The 18,259-nt window shown below is 74.1% G+C and carries 13 protein-coding genes and 1 pseudogene; 2 read left to right on the top strand and 12 right to left on the bottom strand.

Translation table 11 applies throughout. The annotated features are described in order from the left end of the window. Positions 1-24: 24 nt before the first annotated feature. The 5 genes from ispG to AB0910_RS07965 all read right to left on the bottom strand — a co-directional run bounded on the left by ispG (position 25) and on the right by AB0910_RS07965 (position 6,810). Entirely contained in the window at positions 25-1,179 is a 1,155-nt protein-coding gene (ispG, locus tag AB0910_RS07985) for a flavodoxin-dependent (E)-4-hydroxy-3-methylbut-2-enyl-diphosphate synthase (protein ID WP_366743654.1), read from the bottom strand. 172 nt (positions 1,180-1,351) lie between these two features. Next, positions 1,352-2,653, bottom strand: a complete 1,302-nt coding sequence (locus tag AB0910_RS07980; protein WP_366743653.1) for a site-2 protease family protein — start codon at positions 2,651-2,653, stop codon at positions 1,352-1,354. Further along, a complete protein-coding gene (dxr, locus tag AB0910_RS07975; protein ID WP_366743652.1) occupies positions 2,650-3,903 on the bottom strand; it encodes a 1-deoxy-D-xylulose-5-phosphate reductoisomerase in 1,254 nt (417 codons plus the stop codon). The genes AB0910_RS07980 and dxr overlap by 4 nt, the downstream gene beginning before the upstream one ends. 129 nt (positions 3,904-4,032) lie before the next feature. Next, complete coding sequence (gene aroA, locus AB0910_RS07970) at positions 4,033-5,298, bottom strand: 3-phosphoshikimate 1-carboxyvinyltransferase (protein ID WP_366743651.1); 1,266 nt, start codon at positions 5,296-5,298, stop codon at positions 4,033-4,035. Positions 5,299-5,361: 63 nt separating this feature from the next. Continuing rightward, positions 5,362-6,810: an aldehyde dehydrogenase family protein gene (locus AB0910_RS07965; protein WP_366743650.1), complete on the bottom strand. Its 1,449-nt coding sequence runs from the start codon at positions 6,808-6,810 to the stop codon at positions 5,362-5,364. A 195-nt stretch (positions 6,811-7,005) separates the two neighbouring features. Here AB0910_RS07965 and AB0910_RS07960 point away from each other — a divergent pair, with 195 nt between their 5' ends. Continuing rightward, on the top strand, positions 7,006-7,143 hold the full coding sequence (locus AB0910_RS07960; RefSeq protein ID WP_366743649.1) for a hypothetical protein: 138 nt from the start codon (positions 7,006-7,008) through the stop codon (positions 7,141-7,143). 111 nt (positions 7,144-7,254) lie between these two features. Here AB0910_RS07960 and AB0910_RS07955 read toward each other — a convergent pair whose 3' ends face one another. The 3 genes from AB0910_RS07955 to gabT all read right to left on the bottom strand — a co-directional run bounded on the left by AB0910_RS07955 (position 7,255) and on the right by gabT (position 11,399). After that, positions 7,255-8,865: a PucR family transcriptional regulator gene (locus AB0910_RS07955; RefSeq protein ID WP_366743648.1), complete on the bottom strand. Its 1,611-nt coding sequence runs from the start codon at positions 8,863-8,865 to the stop codon at positions 7,255-7,257. Positions 8,866-9,068: 203 nt separating this feature from the next. Further along, positions 9,069-9,698: a phosphatase PAP2 family protein gene (locus tag AB0910_RS07950; RefSeq protein ID WP_366743647.1), complete on the bottom strand. Its 630-nt coding sequence runs from the start codon at positions 9,696-9,698 to the stop codon at positions 9,069-9,071. 366 nt (positions 9,699-10,064) lie between these two features. Beyond that, positions 10,065-11,399, bottom strand: coding sequence for a 4-aminobutyrate--2-oxoglutarate transaminase (gene gabT / locus AB0910_RS07945; protein ID WP_366743646.1), 1,335 nt, complete (start codon positions 11,397-11,399; stop codon positions 10,065-10,067). Between the two features lie 313 nt (positions 11,400-11,712). Between gabT and AB0910_RS07940 the strand changes: the two genes are divergently transcribed. Beyond that, positions 11,713-13,866 carry an ATP-binding protein gene (locus tag AB0910_RS07940; protein WP_366743645.1) on the top strand — a complete coding sequence of 718 codons (2,154 nt, stop codon included), beginning with the start codon at positions 11,713-11,715 and terminating at the stop codon, positions 13,864-13,866. A gap of 48 nt (positions 13,867-13,914) precedes the next feature. Here the strand turns inward: AB0910_RS07940 and AB0910_RS07935 are convergent. The 4 genes and pseudogenes from AB0910_RS07935 to AB0910_RS07920 form a co-directional block, all read right to left on the bottom strand. Continuing rightward, positions 13,915-14,937: pseudogene (locus AB0910_RS07935) on the bottom strand (chitinase); the annotation flags it as partial. A 254-nt stretch (positions 14,938-15,191) separates the two neighbouring features. Continuing rightward, a complete protein-coding gene (locus AB0910_RS07930; RefSeq protein ID WP_366743644.1) occupies positions 15,192-15,746 on the bottom strand; it encodes a hypothetical protein in 555 nt (184 codons plus the stop codon). A gap of 258 nt (positions 15,747-16,004) precedes the next feature. Further along, on the bottom strand, positions 16,005-17,438 hold the full coding sequence (locus AB0910_RS07925; protein ID WP_366743643.1) for an FAD-dependent oxidoreductase: 1,434 nt from the start codon (positions 17,436-17,438) through the stop codon (positions 16,005-16,007). Between the two features lie 29 nt (positions 17,439-17,467). Further along, positions 17,468-18,259 (bottom strand): ABC transporter permease, encoded by a 792-nt coding sequence (locus AB0910_RS07920; RefSeq protein ID WP_366743706.1) that lies wholly within the window; start codon positions 18,257-18,259, stop codon positions 17,468-17,470.

Here is an 18,259-nt window from a genome sequence, read left to right as displayed (position 1 = left end):
TCGCGGGTGCCGCGGGGCCGGCGGTCAGCTCACGGAGACCTCGGGCTCGCCCGAGGCGATGCCGTCCTTCTCCATCTGCTCGGCGATCTTCATGGCCTCGTCGATCAGCGTCTCGACGATCTTGGACTCGGGCACGGTCTTGATGACCTCGCCCTTGACGAAGATCTGACCCTTGCCGTTGCCAGAGGCGACGCCGAGGTCGGCCTCGCGGGCCTCGCCGGGGCCGTTGACGACGCAGCCCATGACGGCGACGCGCAGCGGCACCTCCATGCCTTCGAGGCCCGCGGTCACCTGGTCGGCGAGCTTGTACACGTCCACCTGGGCTCGGCCGCAGGACGGGCAGGACACGATCTCGAGGCGGCGCTGGCGCAGCCCGAGCGACTCCAGAATCTGCGCGCCGACCTTGACCTCCTCGACCGGCGGCGCGGACAGGGAGACGCGGATGGTGTCGCCGATGCCCTCGCTGAGCAGGGCGCCGAAGGCGACGGCCGACTTGATGGTGCCCTGGAAGGCGGGGCCCGCCTCGGTCACGCCGAGGTGCAGGGGGTAGTCGCACTGCTGCGCGAGCAGCCGGTAGGCGTTGACCATGACGACCGGGTCGTTGTGCTTGACGGAGATCTTCAGGTCGCGGAAGTCGTGCTCCTCGAAGAGGGACGCCTCCCAGAGGGCGGACTCGGCGAGCGCCTCCGGCGTGGCCTTGCCGTACTTCTCCAGCAGCCGCTTGTCGAGGGAGCCCGCGTTGACGCCGATGCGGATCGGGGTGCCGGTCTCCTTCGCCGCCTTGGCGATCTCCCTGACCTTGTCGTCGAACTGCTTGATGTTGCCCGGGTTGACGCGGACCGCGGCGCATCCCGCGTCGATCGCCGCGAACACGTACTTCGGCTGGAAGTGGATGTCGGCGATGACGGGGATCTGGGACTTCTTCGCGATGGCGGGAAGCGCGTCCGCGTCGTCCTGCGTGGGGCAGGCGACCCGGACGATCTGGCAGCCGGACGCCGTGAGCTCCGCGATCTGCTGGAGCGTGGCGCCGACGTCCGAGGTGCGGGTGGTGGTCATCGACTGGACGGACACCGGCGCGTCACCGCCGACCGCGACAGAGCCGACGTGGATCTGACGGCTGACCCTGCGGTCGGCGAGCTTGACGGGAACGGAGGGCATTCCGAGAGAAATCGCAGTCATCTGCTGTGCAACCCCAAGTGTGGACCAGGTCCCGAGATCGGCGGGCTCCAGCACCTGAGATTACGCCACCGGATCCCCGGCGGTCACACCGCAGGGAAGTGTCACGGCGGCGGTGCGGCGGCCGGGTGTACGGCCGCCACACCGCGGGTGAACGGGCCCGCGGACCCGTTCATCAGGTGATCTTGACGGGGTTGACCACGTCGGCGATCAGGACGAGCGCGGTGAAGCAGACGAACACGCCCGCCACCACGTACGCCACCGGCATGAGCTTCGCCACGTCGAAGGGGCCGGGGTCGGGCCGGGAGAAGACGCGGGCGACATTGCGCCGCAGGGCCTCCCACAGGGCGCCCGCGATGTGCCCGCCGTCGAGCGGCAGCAGCGGGACCATGTTGAACAGGAACAGCGAGAGGTTGAACCCGGCGAGCAGGAACAGCATCATCGCGATCTGGCTCTCGGCCGGGACGTGCAGCGTCATCACCTCGCCGCCGATGCGGGCGGCGCCGACGACGCCGACCGGCGAGTCCGCGTCGCGCTGCTTGCCCTCGAAGGCGGCGCCCCACAGGCCGGGGATCTTGCTGGGCAGGTCGATGAGGCGGTCGACGCTGTCGCCGATCATGCCGCCCATCCGGTCGACCGACTGGCCGAACGTGAGCGGGACGATCTTCGTCTGGGCGGCGAAGCCGAGGTAGCCGGCGGCCTGGAACTTGCCGGGGACGACGTCTCCGTTGGCGTCCTTGCCGGCCACTATGTTCTTCAGCAGGTTCGCGTGGAGCACCTGCTCGTGGCCGTCGCGGCGGATGGTGAGGGTGGCGGGGCCGATGGTCTTGCGGATCTTGTCGGAGAGCGTGTTCCAGTCGTCGACCTTCTGGCCGTCGAAGGCGACGATGGTGTCGCCCTTGCGCAGCCCGGCCGCGGTGGCGGGCGAGACCGGGTCGCCCTTCTGACAGGTCTGGCGCTTGTCGCTCTGCGAGATCACGCACCTCTGGACGCCGCCGACCTCGGTGGTCTGGGTCTGGAAGCCGTAGCTCATCGCGACGCCGAAGAAGATCACCGCGGCGAGCACCAGGTTCATGAACGGGCCTGCGAACATCACGATCACGCGCTTCCACGGCTTGCGCGTGTAGAAGAGGCGGTGCTCGTCGCCCTCCTCCAGCTCCTCGAAGGCGGCGGAGCGCGCGTCCTCGATCATGCTGCGCCAGGGCGAGCTGGAGCGGGCCTCGATCCGGCCGTCGGGTCCCGGCGGGAACATCCCGATCATGCGGATGTAGCCGCCGAGCGGGATCGCCTTCACGCCGTACTCGGTGTCGCCCTTCTTGCGCGACCACACGGTCGGGCCGAAGCCGACCATGTACTGGGGCACCCTGATGCCGAACATCTTCGCGGTGGACAGGTGCCCGAACTCGTGGAAGGCGATGGAGAAGAGCAGGCCGACGGCGAACACCAGGATGCCGATGACCGTGAGAAGAATCGTCATGCGCGGGCCTCCGCCGTGGCCTTCCGTACGAGTTCCGTCGCCCGGGCGCGCGCCCAGGTCTCTGCTTCCAGGACGTCCGGGAGGGTCGGGTTCGTTCCACTGCCGGGGCCTTCGTGTTCACCGACGACCGCGGTGACGGTGTCCATGATGCCGTTGAACGGCAGCCGTCCGGCGAGGAACGCGTCGACGCACTCCTCGTTGGCGGCGTTGAACACCGCGGGCGCGGTACCGCCGAGTGCCCCGACGTGCCGGGCGAGGCCGACCGAGGGGAACGCCTCCGTGTCGAGCGGGAAGAACTCCCACGCCGACGCCTTCGTCCAGTCGAAGGCGGGGGCCGCGTCCGGGACGCGGGCGGGCCAGCCGAGGCCGATCGCGATGGGGCCCCGCATGTCGGGCGGGGTGGCCTGGGCGAGGGTGGAGCCGTCGGTGAACTCCACCATCGAGTGCACGTACGACTGGGGGTGCACGACGACCTCGATGCGCTCGAAGGGGATGTCGTACAGCAGGTGGGCCTCGATGACTTCCAGGCCCTTGTTGACGAGCGTCGCGGAGTTCACCGTGATGACCGGGCCCATGGCCCAGGTCGGGTGGGCGAGCGCGTCCTTCGGGGTGACGCCGGCCAGCTCGGCGCGGGTGCGGCCGCGGAAGGGGCCGCCCGAGGCGGTCACCACCAGCTTGCGCACGTCGGCCCTGGTGCCCGCGGCGACCGCCTGGAAGAGGGCCGCGTGCTCCGAGTCGACGGGGATGATCTGGCCGGGCTTGGCGAGGGCCTTCACCAGCGGCCCGCCGACGATGAGCGACTCCTTGTTGGCGAGCGCGAGGGTGCGGCCCGCCTCCAGCGCGGCGAGGGTCGGCGCGAGGCCGATGGAGCCCGTGATGCCGTTGAGGACGGTGTGGCAGGGGGACGCGGCGAGTTCGGTGGCCGCGCCGGGGCCCGCGAGGATCTCGGGCAGCGGCTCGCCCGCCCCGTACTCGGCCCGCAGGGCGTCCGTCAGCGCGGGCACGGCGTCCTCGCGCGCGACGGCGACCGCGGCGGGCCGCAGGCGGCGGGCCTGTTCGGCCAGCAGGGCGACGCGCCCGCCCGCTGCGGACAGCGCGGTGACCCGGAACCTGTCGGGGTTGCGCAGCACGAGGTCGATGGCCTGGGTGCCGATGGATCCCGTGGAGCCGAGGACGACGACGTCCCGGCGGCCTTCGGCCGGATCGAAGGCGATGTGGGGGTCCGCGAGAGGGGCTGGACTGTCGCTCATGGCACCCATTCTTGCCCCATTCGCCGTGCCCGCCGACAACCGAGGGGCGAGCGCCACCCGATCCGGGCCTTTCCCCGTGGTCAGCGGGGCGCACCCGGTGCGGCACCGGGGGCGCGGCGCCCCGCCGGGTCAGGCCTGCGCGTGCGGCTCGGCGTCCCAGGTGTCGCGCAGCGCGGCGAACGCCTCGTGGAAGCCGGGGAAGGTCTTGCGGACGCAGCCGGGGTCGTCGTACGTCATGCCGGGCGCGCGCAGCCCGGTGACGGCGAACGACATCACGATGCGGTGGTCGCCGTGGGTGGCGATCTCGGTGGCGCGCGGCGCGCCGGGCCGGATCTCGATCCAGTCGGGCCCTGTCGACACGTCGACTCCGAGGGCGCGCAGGTTCTCGGCGCAGGCGTCGAGGCGGTCGCACTCCTTCACCCGGGTGTTGGCGACGTCCTCGATGCGGACCGGGCCCTCGGCGTAGGGGGCGACGGCGGCGAGCGTCGGCATGGTGTCGGAGATGTCGCGCATGTTGACGGTGAGGCCTTGCAGCCGCCGGGGGCCGCGCACGGTGGTCGCGCCGTCCGCCCTGACGACCTCGGCGCCCATGCGCTCCAGCACGTCGACGAAGGCGGTGTCGCCCTGGAGGGCGTGGCGGCCGAGGCCGGGGACGGTGACCTCGCGGCCGGGGGAGAGCGCGGCGGCGGCGAAGAAGTAGCTCGCGGTGGAGGCGTCGGGCTCGATCTCGTACTCCACGGCGCGGTAGCCGCCGGGCGGGACGGTGAACCTGTTGCCCTCGCGTGTCACCCGCACGCCGAAGTCGCGCATCATCGCGAGGGTGATGTCGACGTAGGGCGCGGACACCAGCCGGGTCACGTCGATCGTCAGCCCCTCGTCGGTGAGCGGGCCGAGCATCAGCAGCGCGGTGAGGTACTGCGAGGACTCCCCCGCGTCGAGGATCAGAGGGCCGCCCTTGATGCCGTGGGCGTCGATGCGCAGCGGGTAGTGGCCCTCGCGCTCGCCGTGGGTGACGTCGACGCCGAGGTCGCGCAGGGCCCGGGTGAGCGGCCCGAGCGGCCTGCGCCGCATCTGCGCCGAGGCGTCGAAGCGGTACGAGCCGGACGGCGCGGCGGCGACCAGCGCGGGCAGGAAGCGCGCGGTGGTCGCGCCGTCCCTGCAGTACACGTCGGCCTCGGGCTCGCCCGGGCCCTCGGGGCGCCCGGCGATCCGCCAGATCCGGTCCCCGTCCTCCCGTACGACGCCGTACCCGAGCCGGGAAAGGCCCTCGGCGAACCCCTCGGAGTCGTCGGAGCGCAGGGGCCGCCGCAGCACCGTCTCGCCCCGCGCGGCGGCGGCGAGGAAGAGGGCGCGGGCGGTCACGGACTTGGAGCCGGGGATCTCGATGACGGTCACGGGCCCATTATTCCGCGCGTGCGTACGGGCCCGCCCGGAAGGGGCGGGCCCGCAGGGCGGCCGCTACAGGGCGAGGCCGGTGAGCACGAGGACGCGCTCGTAGGTGTAGTCGTCCATCGCGTAGCGCACGCCCTCCCGGCCGACGCCGGAGAGCTTGGCACCGCCGTAGGGCATCTGGTCGGCGCGGTACGAAGGGACGTCGCCGACGATCACGCCGCCGACCTCCAGCGCACGGTGCGCCCGGAACGCCGCCTGCACGTCATGGGTGAAGACCCCTGCCTGCAGGCCGTACTTGGAGTCGTTGACCGCAGCGAACGCGGCCTGCTCACCCGCCACCCTGCGCAGCGTCAGCACCGGCCCGAAGACCTCCTCACGCGCGAGCGTGGCGCCCTCCGGCACATCGGCCAGGACCGTGGGCGCGTAGGCGGCGCCGTCGCGCCTGCCGCCGGCCAGCACTCGCGCACCGGCCGCGACGGCCTCATCCACCCAGCCCTCCACCCGCCGGGCAGCGTCCTCACTGATCAACGGCCCCACATCGGTCGCCTCGTCCGCCGGATCACCGGTCACCTGCGCCCCCACCGCCGCCACCACCTTCTCCACCAGCCGGTCGTAGACGGCCGCATCGGCGATCACCCGCTGCACAGAAATGCAGGACTGCCCGCCCTGGTAGTTGGAGAACGTCGCGATCCGCCCCGCCGCCCACTCCAGATCCTCCTCCGAGGCATAGTCCGCCAGGACCACAGCCGCGCCGTTGCCGCCCAACTCCAGCGTGCAGTGCTTGCGCGGCACCGCATCCATGATCGAATACCCGACCCTCTCCGAGCCCGTGAAGGAGATGACCGGCAGCCGCTCGTCCTGCACCAGAACGGCCATCCGCTCGTTGGGCACCGGCAGCACCGACCACGACCCCGCCGGCAGATCGGTCCCGGCCAGCAGCTCACCCAGCAGCAGCGCGGACAACGGCGTCGCCGGCGCGGGCTTGAGAACGATGGGCACACCCGCCGCAAGGGCCGGGGCGATCTTGTGCGCGCACAGGTTCAACGGGAAGTTGAACGGGGCGATGCCCAGCACCGCACCCTTCGGGAAGCGCCGCGTCAACGCCAGCCGCCCGACGCCACCCGCATCCGTGTCCAGACGCTGAGCCTCACCGCCGTTGAAGCGCCGCGCCTCCTCCGCGGCGAAACGGAAGACGGAGACGGCCCTGCCGACCTCGCCACGCGCCCACTTCAACGGCTTGCCGCTCTCGTCCGAGATCAGCCGGGCGACCTCCTCCGCCCGCTCGCCGAGGCGGCGCGCGACGTGGTCGAGGGCGGCGGCCCGCACATGCGCGGGAGTGGCGGCGAAGACGGCCACGGCCGCGTGCGCGGCGGCGACGGCCTCCTCGACCTGCGCATCGGTCGGCACAGAGACCGCCCCGACCACGCGCCCGTCCCACGGGGACGTGACATCGAACGCGTCGTCGCCGGTGGCCCGACGGCCCGCGAGCCAGAAGGCGTGAGTGGAGGTCGACATGGAGTCCCGGCCCTTCCGAGTGACGTACGGCGGGCGGCGCGCCGGCCGCCTGCCTGACCTGACAGGCGGGCGTCCGCTGGACGCCCCCCGCCACACCGTAGGCCCGCGCGGGGACGCGGTCGCTTGGCCGCGGCGTAGTAGTGGACCTGGCGGCTTCTACGGTTTGGCGGGGCGCGGAGGCGGCCCGCTCCGTCCGTGCCGCTGGTGGGCGCGGCCGGGGCGGCGGCCTTCCGCTATACGGCCCGGGCCGTGGTCCCCGGCACCACCACCGTCCCCGCGGGCCACACGGTGATCGTCTCGCCGGCGCCCACCACTGCCGCGGCGCGCCTCTGACGCCCGTGCGGTGCTGAGGTGCCGGGAGGCGAGAGGGCCGGTGCGGAGGTGCGGCGAGAAAACCCGACGCAGTGGCGGTGGCGCGGGACGGCGGCGGAGCGAGGCCGCGGGCTACGCGGGGTCCTGCGGCGGGGCGGCCGCGTGCGCGGTCTGGCCCGCCGTGGCCTTCAGGGCGAGCCAGAGCTCCATCCGCACGTCGGGGTCGTCCAGCGAGCGGCCGAGGATCTCCTCGACGCGGCGCATGCGGTAGCGCAGGGTGTGCCGGTGGACGCCGAGGTCGGCGGCGGCCGCGTCCCACTGGCCGTGCCGGGACAGCCAGGCGCGCAGCGAGTCGACGAGGTCGCCGCGGCCCTTCGCGTCGTGCTCGCGCAGGGCGCGCAGCATGCCGTCGGCGAAGGCGCGTACCGCCTCGTCGGACAGGAGCGGCAGCAGGGAGCCGTCGGCGAGGTCCTCGTGCTCGACCAGCGCGCGGCGGCGGCGCCGCGCGACCGTGAGCGCCGCCTCGGCCTGCCGGTAGGCGGTGCCCGCCGCGATGGGGCCCGTCGGCGCCGACAGGCCGGTGACCACGCCCGCGTCCTCGGCCGACCGGTCCGCGTAGCCGGCGCACAGGACCGCCGCCGCGCCCTCGTCGACCACGATGGCGACCAGCCGCCCGGCCCCGTCGGGCACGAGGAGCACCGGCTCGCCGGCCCGGGTCGCCGCCGCTTCGAGGCCGCGGGCGAGCAGGTCGAGCGGCGCGTCGCCGCCCGGCTCGGCCGCCGGGTCCACGGCCTCGGCGGCCAGCAGCCTGAAGGGGGCGTCGAGCAGGGCTCCGTACAGGTCGCCCGCGACCGTACGGGCGTGCTCCGACTCGCCCGCGAGCAGCATCCGCAGCACGGCGGCCCCGAGCCGCTGCTCCGCCTCGCGCAGCGACCTGCTGCGCTCGGTGGTGAGGGTGAGCAGGGCGATGGCCGAGTGCACGGCGTAGCGCGCCGCGGTGCCTGGGGCGCCCGCCGTGCCCACGGCGAGGACGCCGCCGGGTCTGCGCCCGCTGCCGAGCGTCTGGAGCTCGACGCGGTCGCCGCTCTCGCCGCCCTCCGCGTCCGGGTCGCCCACGACGGAGCTGGTGTGCGGGCCGCGCAGCGCGAGCACCGCGGCGTCCTCGCAGAGGCGGGCCGCGCGGCGCGCGGCCCAGGCGGGCTCGGCCGCGACGACCGCGCCCGCCGGGTCGTACAGCGCGGCCCAGCCGTCGACGTGCGCGGCGAGCCGGGCCAGGAGCTCGGCGGGGCCCTCGGCGAGCGCGGCGCGCGTCAGGTCGCGCTGTGCCTCGAAGCCCTCGGTGACCGCCCGGTACTGGTCGGCCGCGACGGCCTCGGACACCGCCTTGCCGATGGCGATGAACGGCGTGCGGCGCGGCACTTCGAGCAGCGGCAGGTTCTCGGCGCGCGCCGCGTCGAGAAGCGCGGCGGGCACGTCGTCGTAGGTGACGCCGACAGCGAAGCCGAGGCCCGCGACGCCCGCGGCGGCGAGCCGCCGCACATAGCGGCGCATCGCGTCGGCGTCCGAGGCGGCCAGGTTGGTGGCGGTGACGAGCAGCAGCTCGCCGCCCTCCATGTACGGCACCGGGTCCACCAGCTCGCTGGCGTGCACCCAGCGCACGGGCACGTCGAGCCGGTCCTCACCGGCGCGCACGGAGAGCCTGAGCGCCGAGTGCTGGACGAGCGAGGCGAGGGTGGGCGGCATGCCCGAATGCTACGGCCTGTATGAAGGGCCTCGCCCGTTTGGGCCGCGATGTATGAAGAACCCGGTGGTCGGGGGCCGCGGGACCGCGCCCGGTGCGGTCCGTTCGGTCGGTGCGCCCGGTCCGGCAGGTGCGCCCGGTCCGGCCCAGTGGGGCCGGTCCCCCGGTCCGGCCCGGGGGCCGTTCGGCCGCGGGCCCGACGCGGTCAGCCCCCGGCCGGGCACTCCGCGGCGGGTGCGCGCCCGGCGCGGCCGGCGGCGAGGCGGCGCAGGGCCGCGGCGAGGGCGAGGAGCAGCAGCCCGCACAGGGCGCCGCTCGCGACGACGTCCAGCGGCCAGTGGTAGCCGCGCAGCACGAGGCCCGTCGCCGTGGCCACCGTGAGCAGCGCCGCCGCGGGGACAGTGGCGCGGCGGCCCGCGTACGGCAGCAGCACGAGCGCCGCCGCTCCGTAGGCCACCATCGCCGTGGCCGTGTGGCCGGACGGGTAGTAGCCGGTGGCGTCCGTGAGGGGACCCCTGCGGTCCGTCCAGATCTTCAGCGGTACGACGAGGGCGGGCACCGCCGCCATCGTCAGCGCGCCCGCGAGGACCGGGGCGCGGGCGCCGCGCCACAGCGCCCAGGCGAGCGCGGCGGCCAGCACCGGCAGCGCGACCGGCATGGACCCGAGGTCGGAGAGCGCCTCCGCGAGGGCCCGCGGAGCGTGGCCCACGACGGCGCGGTCCAGCCGCTCGTCGGCACCGAGGAGCGGCCCGCGCACCAGGACCTGCCAGGTGCTCAGCGCGAAGGCCACGGCGTACAGCGCGGCGACGACGGCCCGCAGCCGTCCCGCGGGCATCCCGAGGGCCGCGGCGAGTGCGGAGAGGAAGGAGGTCGGCCGTCCCGGAACAGGGGGGGTGGTTCCGGGACGGCCGACGGGACCGGTACGCCGCGCGCCCCGGGGGGGTTGGAGCGCTCGGCCGTCCGATCGGTGAGGAGATCCGGGGCTCTCGGCCCCGGACACGTGCGCGGACGCACGCCCGGCCCTGAACTGGGGATGCCCCTGACCGGATTCGCCCGCGGTTTCCCGCGCGCGGGGTGTTTCTCTCATCTGCGGGAACAGTACGCCGCCCGCGTCACGCGGGACAGCCGCACCCCCATCCCGCCATCGCCCCCGCACACCTTCTTCACAGCGGTCCCCCGGACGGGGGAACGCCCCCGGGACTCAGAGTGCGGCGAGTGCCTGCTCGAGGATGTCGAGGCCCTCGGCCAGCAGGTCCTCGCCGATCACGAGCGGCGGCAGGAAGCGCAGGACGTTGCCGTAGGTGCCGCAGGTCAGCACGAGCAGGCCCTCCTGGTGGCAGGCCTTGGCGAGCGCGGCGGCCGCCTCGGGGGCGGGCTTCTTGGTGGCCCGGTCCTCCACCAGCTCGACCGCGATCATCGCGCCGCGCCCGCGCACGTCGCCGATCACGTCGTACTTCCCGGCCATCGCCGAGAGGCGGCCCTTCATGACCTCCTCGATGCGGCGGGCCCGCGCGGGCAGGTCGAGCTCCTTCATGGTCTCGATGGCGCCGAGCGCGGCGGCGCAGGCCACCGGGTTGCCGCCGTACGTGCCGCCGAGGCCGCTCGGGTGCGCGGCGTCCATGATCTCGGCGCGCCCGGTGACCGCGGCGAGCGGCAGGCCGCCCGCGATGCCCTTGGCTGTGGTGATCAGGTCGGGCACGACGCCCTCGTCCTCGCAGGCGAACCACTGCCCGGTGCGGCAGAAGCCGGACTGGATCTCGTCCGCGACGAACACGATCCCGTTGTCCTTCGCGAAGCGCGCGAGCGCGGGCAGGAAGCCCTTGGCCGGCTCGACGAAGCCGCCCTCGCCGAGGACGGGCTCGATGATGATCGCGGCGACGTTCCGCGCGCCGACCTGCTTGCTGATCTGGTCGATGGCCTGTGCCGACGCCTCGGGCCCGCAGTTCTCGGGCCCGGTCGGCCAGCGGTACGGGTACGCCATCGGCACCCGGTAGACCTCCGGCGCGAACGGGCCGAAGCCGTTCTTGTACGGCATGTTCTTCGCGGTCAGCGCCATCGTCAGGTTCGTACGGCCGTGGTAGGCGTGGTCGAAGACGACGACGGCCTGCCGCTTGGTGTACGAGCGGGCGATCTTCACCGCGTTCTCGACGGCCTCGGCGCCGGAGTTGAACAGCGCGGACTTCTTGGCGTGGTCGCCCGGCGTGAGCGCGGCGAGCTCCTCGCAGACCGCCACGTACTCCTCGTACGGGGTGACCATGAAGCAGGTGTGGGTGAAGTCCGCGAGCTGCGCGGAGGCGCGGCGCACGACGGCCTCGGCGCTCGACCCGACGGTCGTCACGGCGATGCCGGAGCCGAAGTCGATCAGCCGGTTGCCGTCCACGTCCTCCAGCACGCCCCCCGCGGCGCGTGCCGCGAAGACGGGCATGGTCGAACCCACGCCGGCCGCGACCGCGGCCGTGCGCCTGGCCTGCAACTCCTGCGACTTCGGCCCCGGGATGGCGGTGACGAGGCGGCGCTCCTGCGGGATGGCGGTCATGCGGGCTCCTGTGGGTCTGTCCCGACGCTGCATGGTGCTGGTCCGGGTTCGTGAGCAGATCCGTGTCTTCTCCGCAGGCTAGGGGCGCGGCGGCACGGTGGGCATGCTCCGTTCGGTAGTGCTCGGCGCGTGTCGTTGTCCGTGGCGTCCATGGCGGGCCCGGGGCCCGCCGCCGGGCTCCTTGCCGGTGCACGCGGCCGGCAAACCGGCAGGTGGGACACCCCGGGCGCGCAGAACGGTGAACTCCCCGTGCAGGGGCACTAGATTGACGGGTGCACAGAGCGGTCCTGGCTGGTCAGGGGGCAGGGTGAGTATGGAATCCGACGGTACGCACGACCCACGGGGCACACGCGCCACGCCCGTGCCCCGTCCGGCGGCGCCTCCCCCGCCGCCGCCCGCTGCCCCGCCGACCGCAGGCACCACGCCCCCGCAGGGCGCCCCCCACCCGCCGCCCGCGCCCGGGTACGCCCCGACCACGGGCCCCACGCTGCGGGACTGGCTGCACACCCCGCGCCGCTCCGACGGCCCCGGCACCTGGGCGTACGGGCACAGGCCGCGGCCCGCGGTGGAGCCGGAGCTGACACCGGTGCGGCAGCTCGCGGTGGGGGCGGGGATCTCGCTGCTGGTGGGGGTCCTGCTGTGGTCGCTGCTCTGGAACCGCTATCTGGGCGGGTTCTGGCTGTGGCCGCTTGAGGCCCTCACCCCTGACGCGTGGTTCACCGACGGCTCGTCCACGACCGCGACGGTGGTCGCCTACCTCTACTACGCGATCGTCATCGCGATCCTCGCCGTCGTGTTCGGCCGTCTCGGTCGCTGGCCCGAGCTGCTGCGGCGGGTCTTCGGGCGGCGGCAGCAGCCGCGGGGTGAGGAGGCGAAGGCCGACGCGCCGCCGCCGCCCGAGAGCGACCTCGCCGAGTGGCCCGAGCTGCGGGCGGCGGGGCAGGGTGAGCTGGCGGGGCGGCTCGCGGCCGAGGTGCGCGAGGGGCGGATGAACGACGTCGACTTCACCCGTATCCGCCGGGCCTGGAGCTCGGTGCGGGTCGACCCGTCCCGCCTTGCGGCGTTCGCCGACGCGGTGCGGCGGGACGGCGCAGGGGCCTGCGTGCACCCCTCGGGTGGGCGGGACCTGCCGGTCAGGGCGGCGCGGCACGACCTGCTCACCCGTCAGGTACGGCTCGGCACGGTGCAGGACGGCGAGCGCAACCCGTACGCCAGGCGCGGCACGGGCCTCGCGCTCGATCCTGGGCTGCTCGGCACCTCGCTGCTCGCGGTCGGCCCGCCGGGCGCGGGCAAGACGCGGGCGCTGGTGCGGCCCGTGGTGGAGTCGCTCTCCCTCCAGGCGCTCGCCGGGCAGGCGGCCGTCGTCGCGGTGTGCGCGGCGGGCACGCGGCTGGGCGCCGACGCGGCGTTCGACGTCGTGGTGCGGCTCGGCGACCCCGACTCGCTGTACGACCTGGACCTGTACGGCGGGGCCGCCGACCCGGACGAGGCGGCGGCCGTACTGGCCGAGGGGCTGGTCGGGGATCTCGCGGACACGGACAGCAGGCGGGCCGCGACGGCGCTCGCCCAGCTGCTCGGCCCGTTCGCGGCGGCCCACGGCCGCCTGCCGACCGTGCCGGAGCTGCGGGAGCTGCTCGACGGGACGCCGGAGGCGCTGGCGGCGCTGCGGGCGGCGCTTGACGCGGGCGGCCACCGGGCGATGGCACGCGAACTGGACGCGCGCGAGCGCCAGTCCGCCGCGCCGGGCGATCCCGGGCGGGCGCTCGCCGACCGTGTCGCGCTGCTCGACCGGCCCGCGTTCGCGGAGTTCTTCGACACGACGGGCAGGACGCGGCTGTTCTCGCTGCGGACGCTCGAGCACCCGCTGCGGGTGCGGATCGACCTGCCCGAGCGGGGCCACGCGGAGGCGTCGCGGCTGCTCGCGCGGCTGGTGCTGGCGCAGTTCACGGCCGGTGCGGCCGCGCGCACGGACCACTCGCTGTTCGCGTGCCTCGTCCTGGACGACGCCACCCGCACCCTCACGGCGGAGACGCTGCGCGGGGTGCAGCGGCTGCGGTCGGTGAACGCGGGCGCGGTGCTGACGCTGCGGACCCTGGACGACGTGCCGGAGTCGCTGCACACTGCGCTGCTCGGCGCGGTCGGCTGCCGGATGGCGTTCGCCGGGGTCACGACCTGGGACGGCAAGCGGTTCGCGGAGGCGTGGGGCACTGAGTGGGTGGAGACGAAGGTGGTCACGCAGCGCACGGTCTTCGCGGACCAGCCGCTGACCCGGGCCATCCACTCGTTCCGCAAGATGGTCACGGGCAAGGCCGTCACCACGGACGCGGTGACGGTGCGCCAGGTGGAGCGGGAGCGCTGGTCGGCCTCCGACCTGGCGCACACGGTGCCCGCGGGGCACGCCGTACTCTCGCTGCGCACGGTGGGCGGGGAGCACGCGCCGCCGCTCCTGGTGGACCTGCGGGGCTGAGCGCGGGGCGGGTCTGCGGGCCGCCGCCCCGCGCTCGGCCCCTGGCGGTCACCCGAAGTACGCGTCGAAGGTGTCGGCGAAGGCGTTCTTGCCGAAGACGTCCCAGTTCACCGACCAGGCCATCAGGCCGCGCAGGCCGGGCCAGGTGCCGTGCGGGGTGTACGCGCCGCAGGAGGTGCCCTTGGTCAGGCAGTCGAGGGTGCTCGTGACGGCGGAGGAGTCGATGTAGCCGCCGCCCGCGTTGACGGAGGCGGGCAGGCCGATCGCCACCTGGCCGGGGCGGAGCGCGGGGAAGACGCGGGAGGTGTCGCCCGCCACCGGGAAGCCGGTGAGCAGCATGTCCGTCATCGCGATGGGGAAGTCGGCGCCGCCCATGGAGTGGTACTGGTTGTCGAGCCCCATGATGGGCCCGGAGTTGTAGTCCTGGACCGTGAGCAGGGTGAGGTCGTCGCGCAGCGCGTAGATGACGGGCAGGTAGGCGCCGGAGCGCGGGTCCTGGGTGCCGGACGCCCCCGCGCCGTAGAACTGGTAGCCGAGTTGGACGAAGAAGGTCTCGGGCGCCATGGTCAGGGTGAAGCCGCTGCCGTAGTGGGACTTGAGCGTCTTCAGCGCCGAGATGAGGTTGACGATCGCGGGGGTCGTGGGGGCGCGGAAGTCGTTGTCGCCGGGGTCGAGGGAGAGCGAGTCGTTCTCGAAGTCGATGTCGACGCCGTCGAGTCCGTAGGTGTCGATGATCTTCGAGACGGAGGCGACGAAGGCGTCCCTGGCCGCGGTGGTGGTGAGCTGCACCTTGCCGTTGGCGCCGCCGATCGACACGAGCACCTTCTTGCCCTCGGCCTGCTTGGCCTTGACCGCCGCCTTGAAGGCGTCGGCGGACTCGACGCCGGGGCACTCGCTCGTCGGGCAGAGGCTGAAGTCGATCTGGCCGGAGGTGGGCGAGGTCGGCTCGGCGAAGGCCAGGTCGATGACGTCCCAGGAGTCGGGGACGTCGGCGAGCGGGATGTAGCCGGAGCCGTTGGCGAAGCTCGCGTGCACGTAGCCGACGAGGGCGTGGGAGGGGAGTTCGGCGGCGGGCGCGGCCGCTGCGTGCGCGGGCGGGGCCGCGCCGGCGGTCTGGGAGGCGGCGACGAGGCCGCCTGCCGTGAGCAGTGCCGTCGCGCATGCCGCGACGAGCCGGGTGTAGGGGGAGCGCCGCTTGGTGGGGTCCACGAGTGCCTCCGGTGGAGCGGGTGGGGGGACGGAGCGGCGCCGAGCGCGGGACGCGTGTCCTTGCAGGGGCCATCCATGGCGTGATCCCGACAAGATGGTCCAGACCAATACCCTTGTCAAGACTCCCCGTCGGTCCACGGCCCGCCGCCCTGGCCCTCTCCGCGGTCGGCGGGACGCCCCCGTGCCCCCTCCTCCGGCGCCTCGGTCCCCGCCGACTCGGCGAGGCTCGCCGCGGCCTCGTGCATGGCGAGTTCGAGGACGGCGGGGTCGGTGAGCGTGCCCGAGCCGTCCGGTGCGACGAGCCAGCGCATCCCCGCCGATCCGCGGCCCGGGTGCGGGACGACGACCCAGGTGCCGCGGCCCGCCCCGCGCACCCCGGTGCCGAGCCAGCGCGCGGCCGTGCCGGGCGGCACGAAGAACCAGGTGCGGTCCTCGCCCGGGTCGGTGAGCACGGGCCCTGGCCGCGGGACCAGCCGCGCCAGCACGTCGAGCGTGCCGCGGCCGAGTTCCGCGGGGAGCATCAGCACGTCCCAGCGGCGCCCGGCGGGCAGCAGGGCCACGCCTGCCGGATTGCGCTCCCACTCCCAGCGGCACACCGCGGGATCGGGCGCCGCCGACGCGAGCCACTCCACCGCGCTCCTCGTGCCAGAGGTCCCACCCGAGTCAGCCATCCGCCCCGTCTCCCCTTCTCGTCTGTCGTCCGGTACGCACACCGCGCGGTCGGCGCGGTGCCTGGACGTCGTGTCCTCAAGGGAGAGAGCGGGGTGGGGCGCTGGTATGACGCGGGTTCGGCGACGGATGACGGATGTTTTCCGGTGATCTGGATCACGCGCACGTCAGTACCGGCACCGGCCGGCCTCGGCGCACCGGGGCCCGGGCAGGACCGGCGCCGCGGTCGCGGGCTCTGGTCGGCGCCGCCGGACGGGGGCTCAGCTGTCGAAGCCGAGGCCGAGGCGGTCGAGGGTGCGCAGCCACAGGTTGCGTCGGCCGGCCGTCGCGTCCGCGCGGGCCAGCGACCACTTGGTGAGGCCGATCCCGGCCCATGCCAGGGGCTCGGGCGGGAAGGGCACCGGCCTGCGCCGCACCATCTCAAGACCGGTGCGCTCGGTGGGCTCGCCGGAGAGCAGGTCGAGCATGACGTCGGCGCCGAACCTGGTCGCGCCGACGCCGAGGCCGGTGAAGCCCGCCGCGTAGGCGACGCGCCCCTGGTGCGCGGTGCCGTAGAAGGCGGCGAAGCGGGTGCAGGTGTCGATGGCGCCGCCCCAGGCGTGGCTGAAGCGGACGCCTTCGAGCTGCGGGAAGCAGCGGAAGAAGTGCGTGGCGAGCTTCAGGAACGTCTCGGGGCGCTGGTCGCGGCCGGCGTCGAGCCGCCCGCCGAAGGGGTAGACCGCGTCGTAGCCGCCCCACAGGACGCGGTTGTCCGCGGTCAGCCGGAAGTAGTGGAACTGGTTGGCGCTGTCGCCGAGCCCCTGCCGGCCGCGCCAGCCGACCGAGGCGAGCTGCGCGGGCGTGAGGGGCTCGGTCACCAGCGCGTAGTCGTAGACCGGGACGGTGTACGGGCGGACGCGGCGCAGCAGCGAGGGGAAGACGTTGGTGCCGAGCGCGGCCTGCCGGGCGCCGATCGCGCCGTACGGGGTGCGCACGGCGACGCCCGCGCCGGAGCGCGCGAGGGCGAGGCCCGGCGTGTTCTCGTAGATCCTGACGCCGAGTCCGAGGCAGGCGCGCTTGAGGCCCCAGGCGAGGGCGGCCGGGTTGACGAGGGCGACACCGCGCCGGTCCTGGAGCCCGCCGAGGAAGGTGGGCGAGTCGACCTCGGCGCGTACGGCGTCCCGGTCGAGGAGTTCGAGGCCGGTGATGCCCGCCGCCTCCGCCTCGTCCTTCAGCGCGGCGAGCTCCGCGAGCTGGTGGGGCGCGGTGGCGACGTCGATCTCGCCGGTGCGCTCGAAGTGGCAGTCGATGCCGTGGCGGGCGACGGCGCCCTCGATGGCGTCGAGGTTGCGCGCCCCCAGCTCCTCCAGGGCGCGCAGTTCACCGGGCCAGCGGGCGAGCCCGTTGGGCAGGCCGTGGGTGAGGGAGGCGGCGCAGAAGCCGCCGTTGCGGCCGGACGCCGCCCAGGCCACCTCGCGGCCCTCGATGAGGACGACGTCGCGGCCCGGGTCGCGCTCCTTGGCGATCAGCGCGGTCCACAGGCCGCTGTAGCCGCCGCCGACGACCAGCAGGTCGCACCGCTCCGCGCCGGTGAGCGCGGGGAGCGCGGCGGGCCTGCCGGGGTCGTCGAGCCAGTACGGCACGGGCCTGGCGTCCGCGAGGGACGCGGCGGCCGAGCGTGCGGCGTGCGCGGTGTCCGTGGCTCCCTGGGTCATCTCTGGCAGCTCCTTCCTGGCGCCGGCGGTCAGGACGCGGCCCTGGCACGCCGGCGGCTGACGGCCTGGCCGGCGACGACGACCAGTACGGCGATGATGAACATCGCCGTGCCGATCACGTTGATCTGCACCGGCGTGCCGCGCTGCGCCGAGCCCCAGACGAACATGGGGAAGGTCACCGTGGAGCCGGCGTTGAAGTTGGTGATGATGAAGTCGTCGAATGAGAGCGCGAAGGACAGCAGCGCGCCCGCGACGATGCCGGGCGCCGCGATCGGCAGCGTCACCCGCAGGAAGGTCTGCACGGGGCCCGCGTACAGGTCGCGCGCGGCCTCTTCGAGACGCGGGTCCATGGACATCACGCGCGCCTTCACGGCGACGACGACGAAGCTCATGCAGAACATGATGTGGGCGATGAGGATGGTCCAGAAGCCCAGCTGGACGCCGAGGTTGAGGAAGAGGGTCAGCAGCGAGGCGGCCATCACCACCTCGGGCATCGCCATCGGCAGGAAGATCAGCGAGTTGACCGGCCCCCGCCCGTGGAAGCGGTGCCTGACGAGGGCGAAGACGATCATCGTGCCGAGCAGGGTCGCGCCCATCGTCGCGTACACGGCGATCTGGAGGGAGAGGCCGAGCGAGCCGCACAGGCCGGCGGCGCCGCACGGCGACTTCCACGCGTCGAGGGAGAAGTGGTTCCACGAGTAGTTGAACCGGCCGGTGGGCTTGTTGAAGGAGAAGACCAGCACGACGGCGTTGGGCAGGACCAGGTAGGCCAGTGTGAGCAGGCCCGCGATCACCACCAGGTGCCGCCGCAGGGCGCGCAG

It is taken from the genome of Streptomyces sp. NPDC047002, from assembly GCF_040704505.1.
Lineage (GTDB): Bacteria > Actinomycetota > Actinomycetes > Streptomycetales > Streptomycetaceae > Streptomyces.
This window is presented reverse-complemented; position numbering and strand designations above follow the sequence as displayed.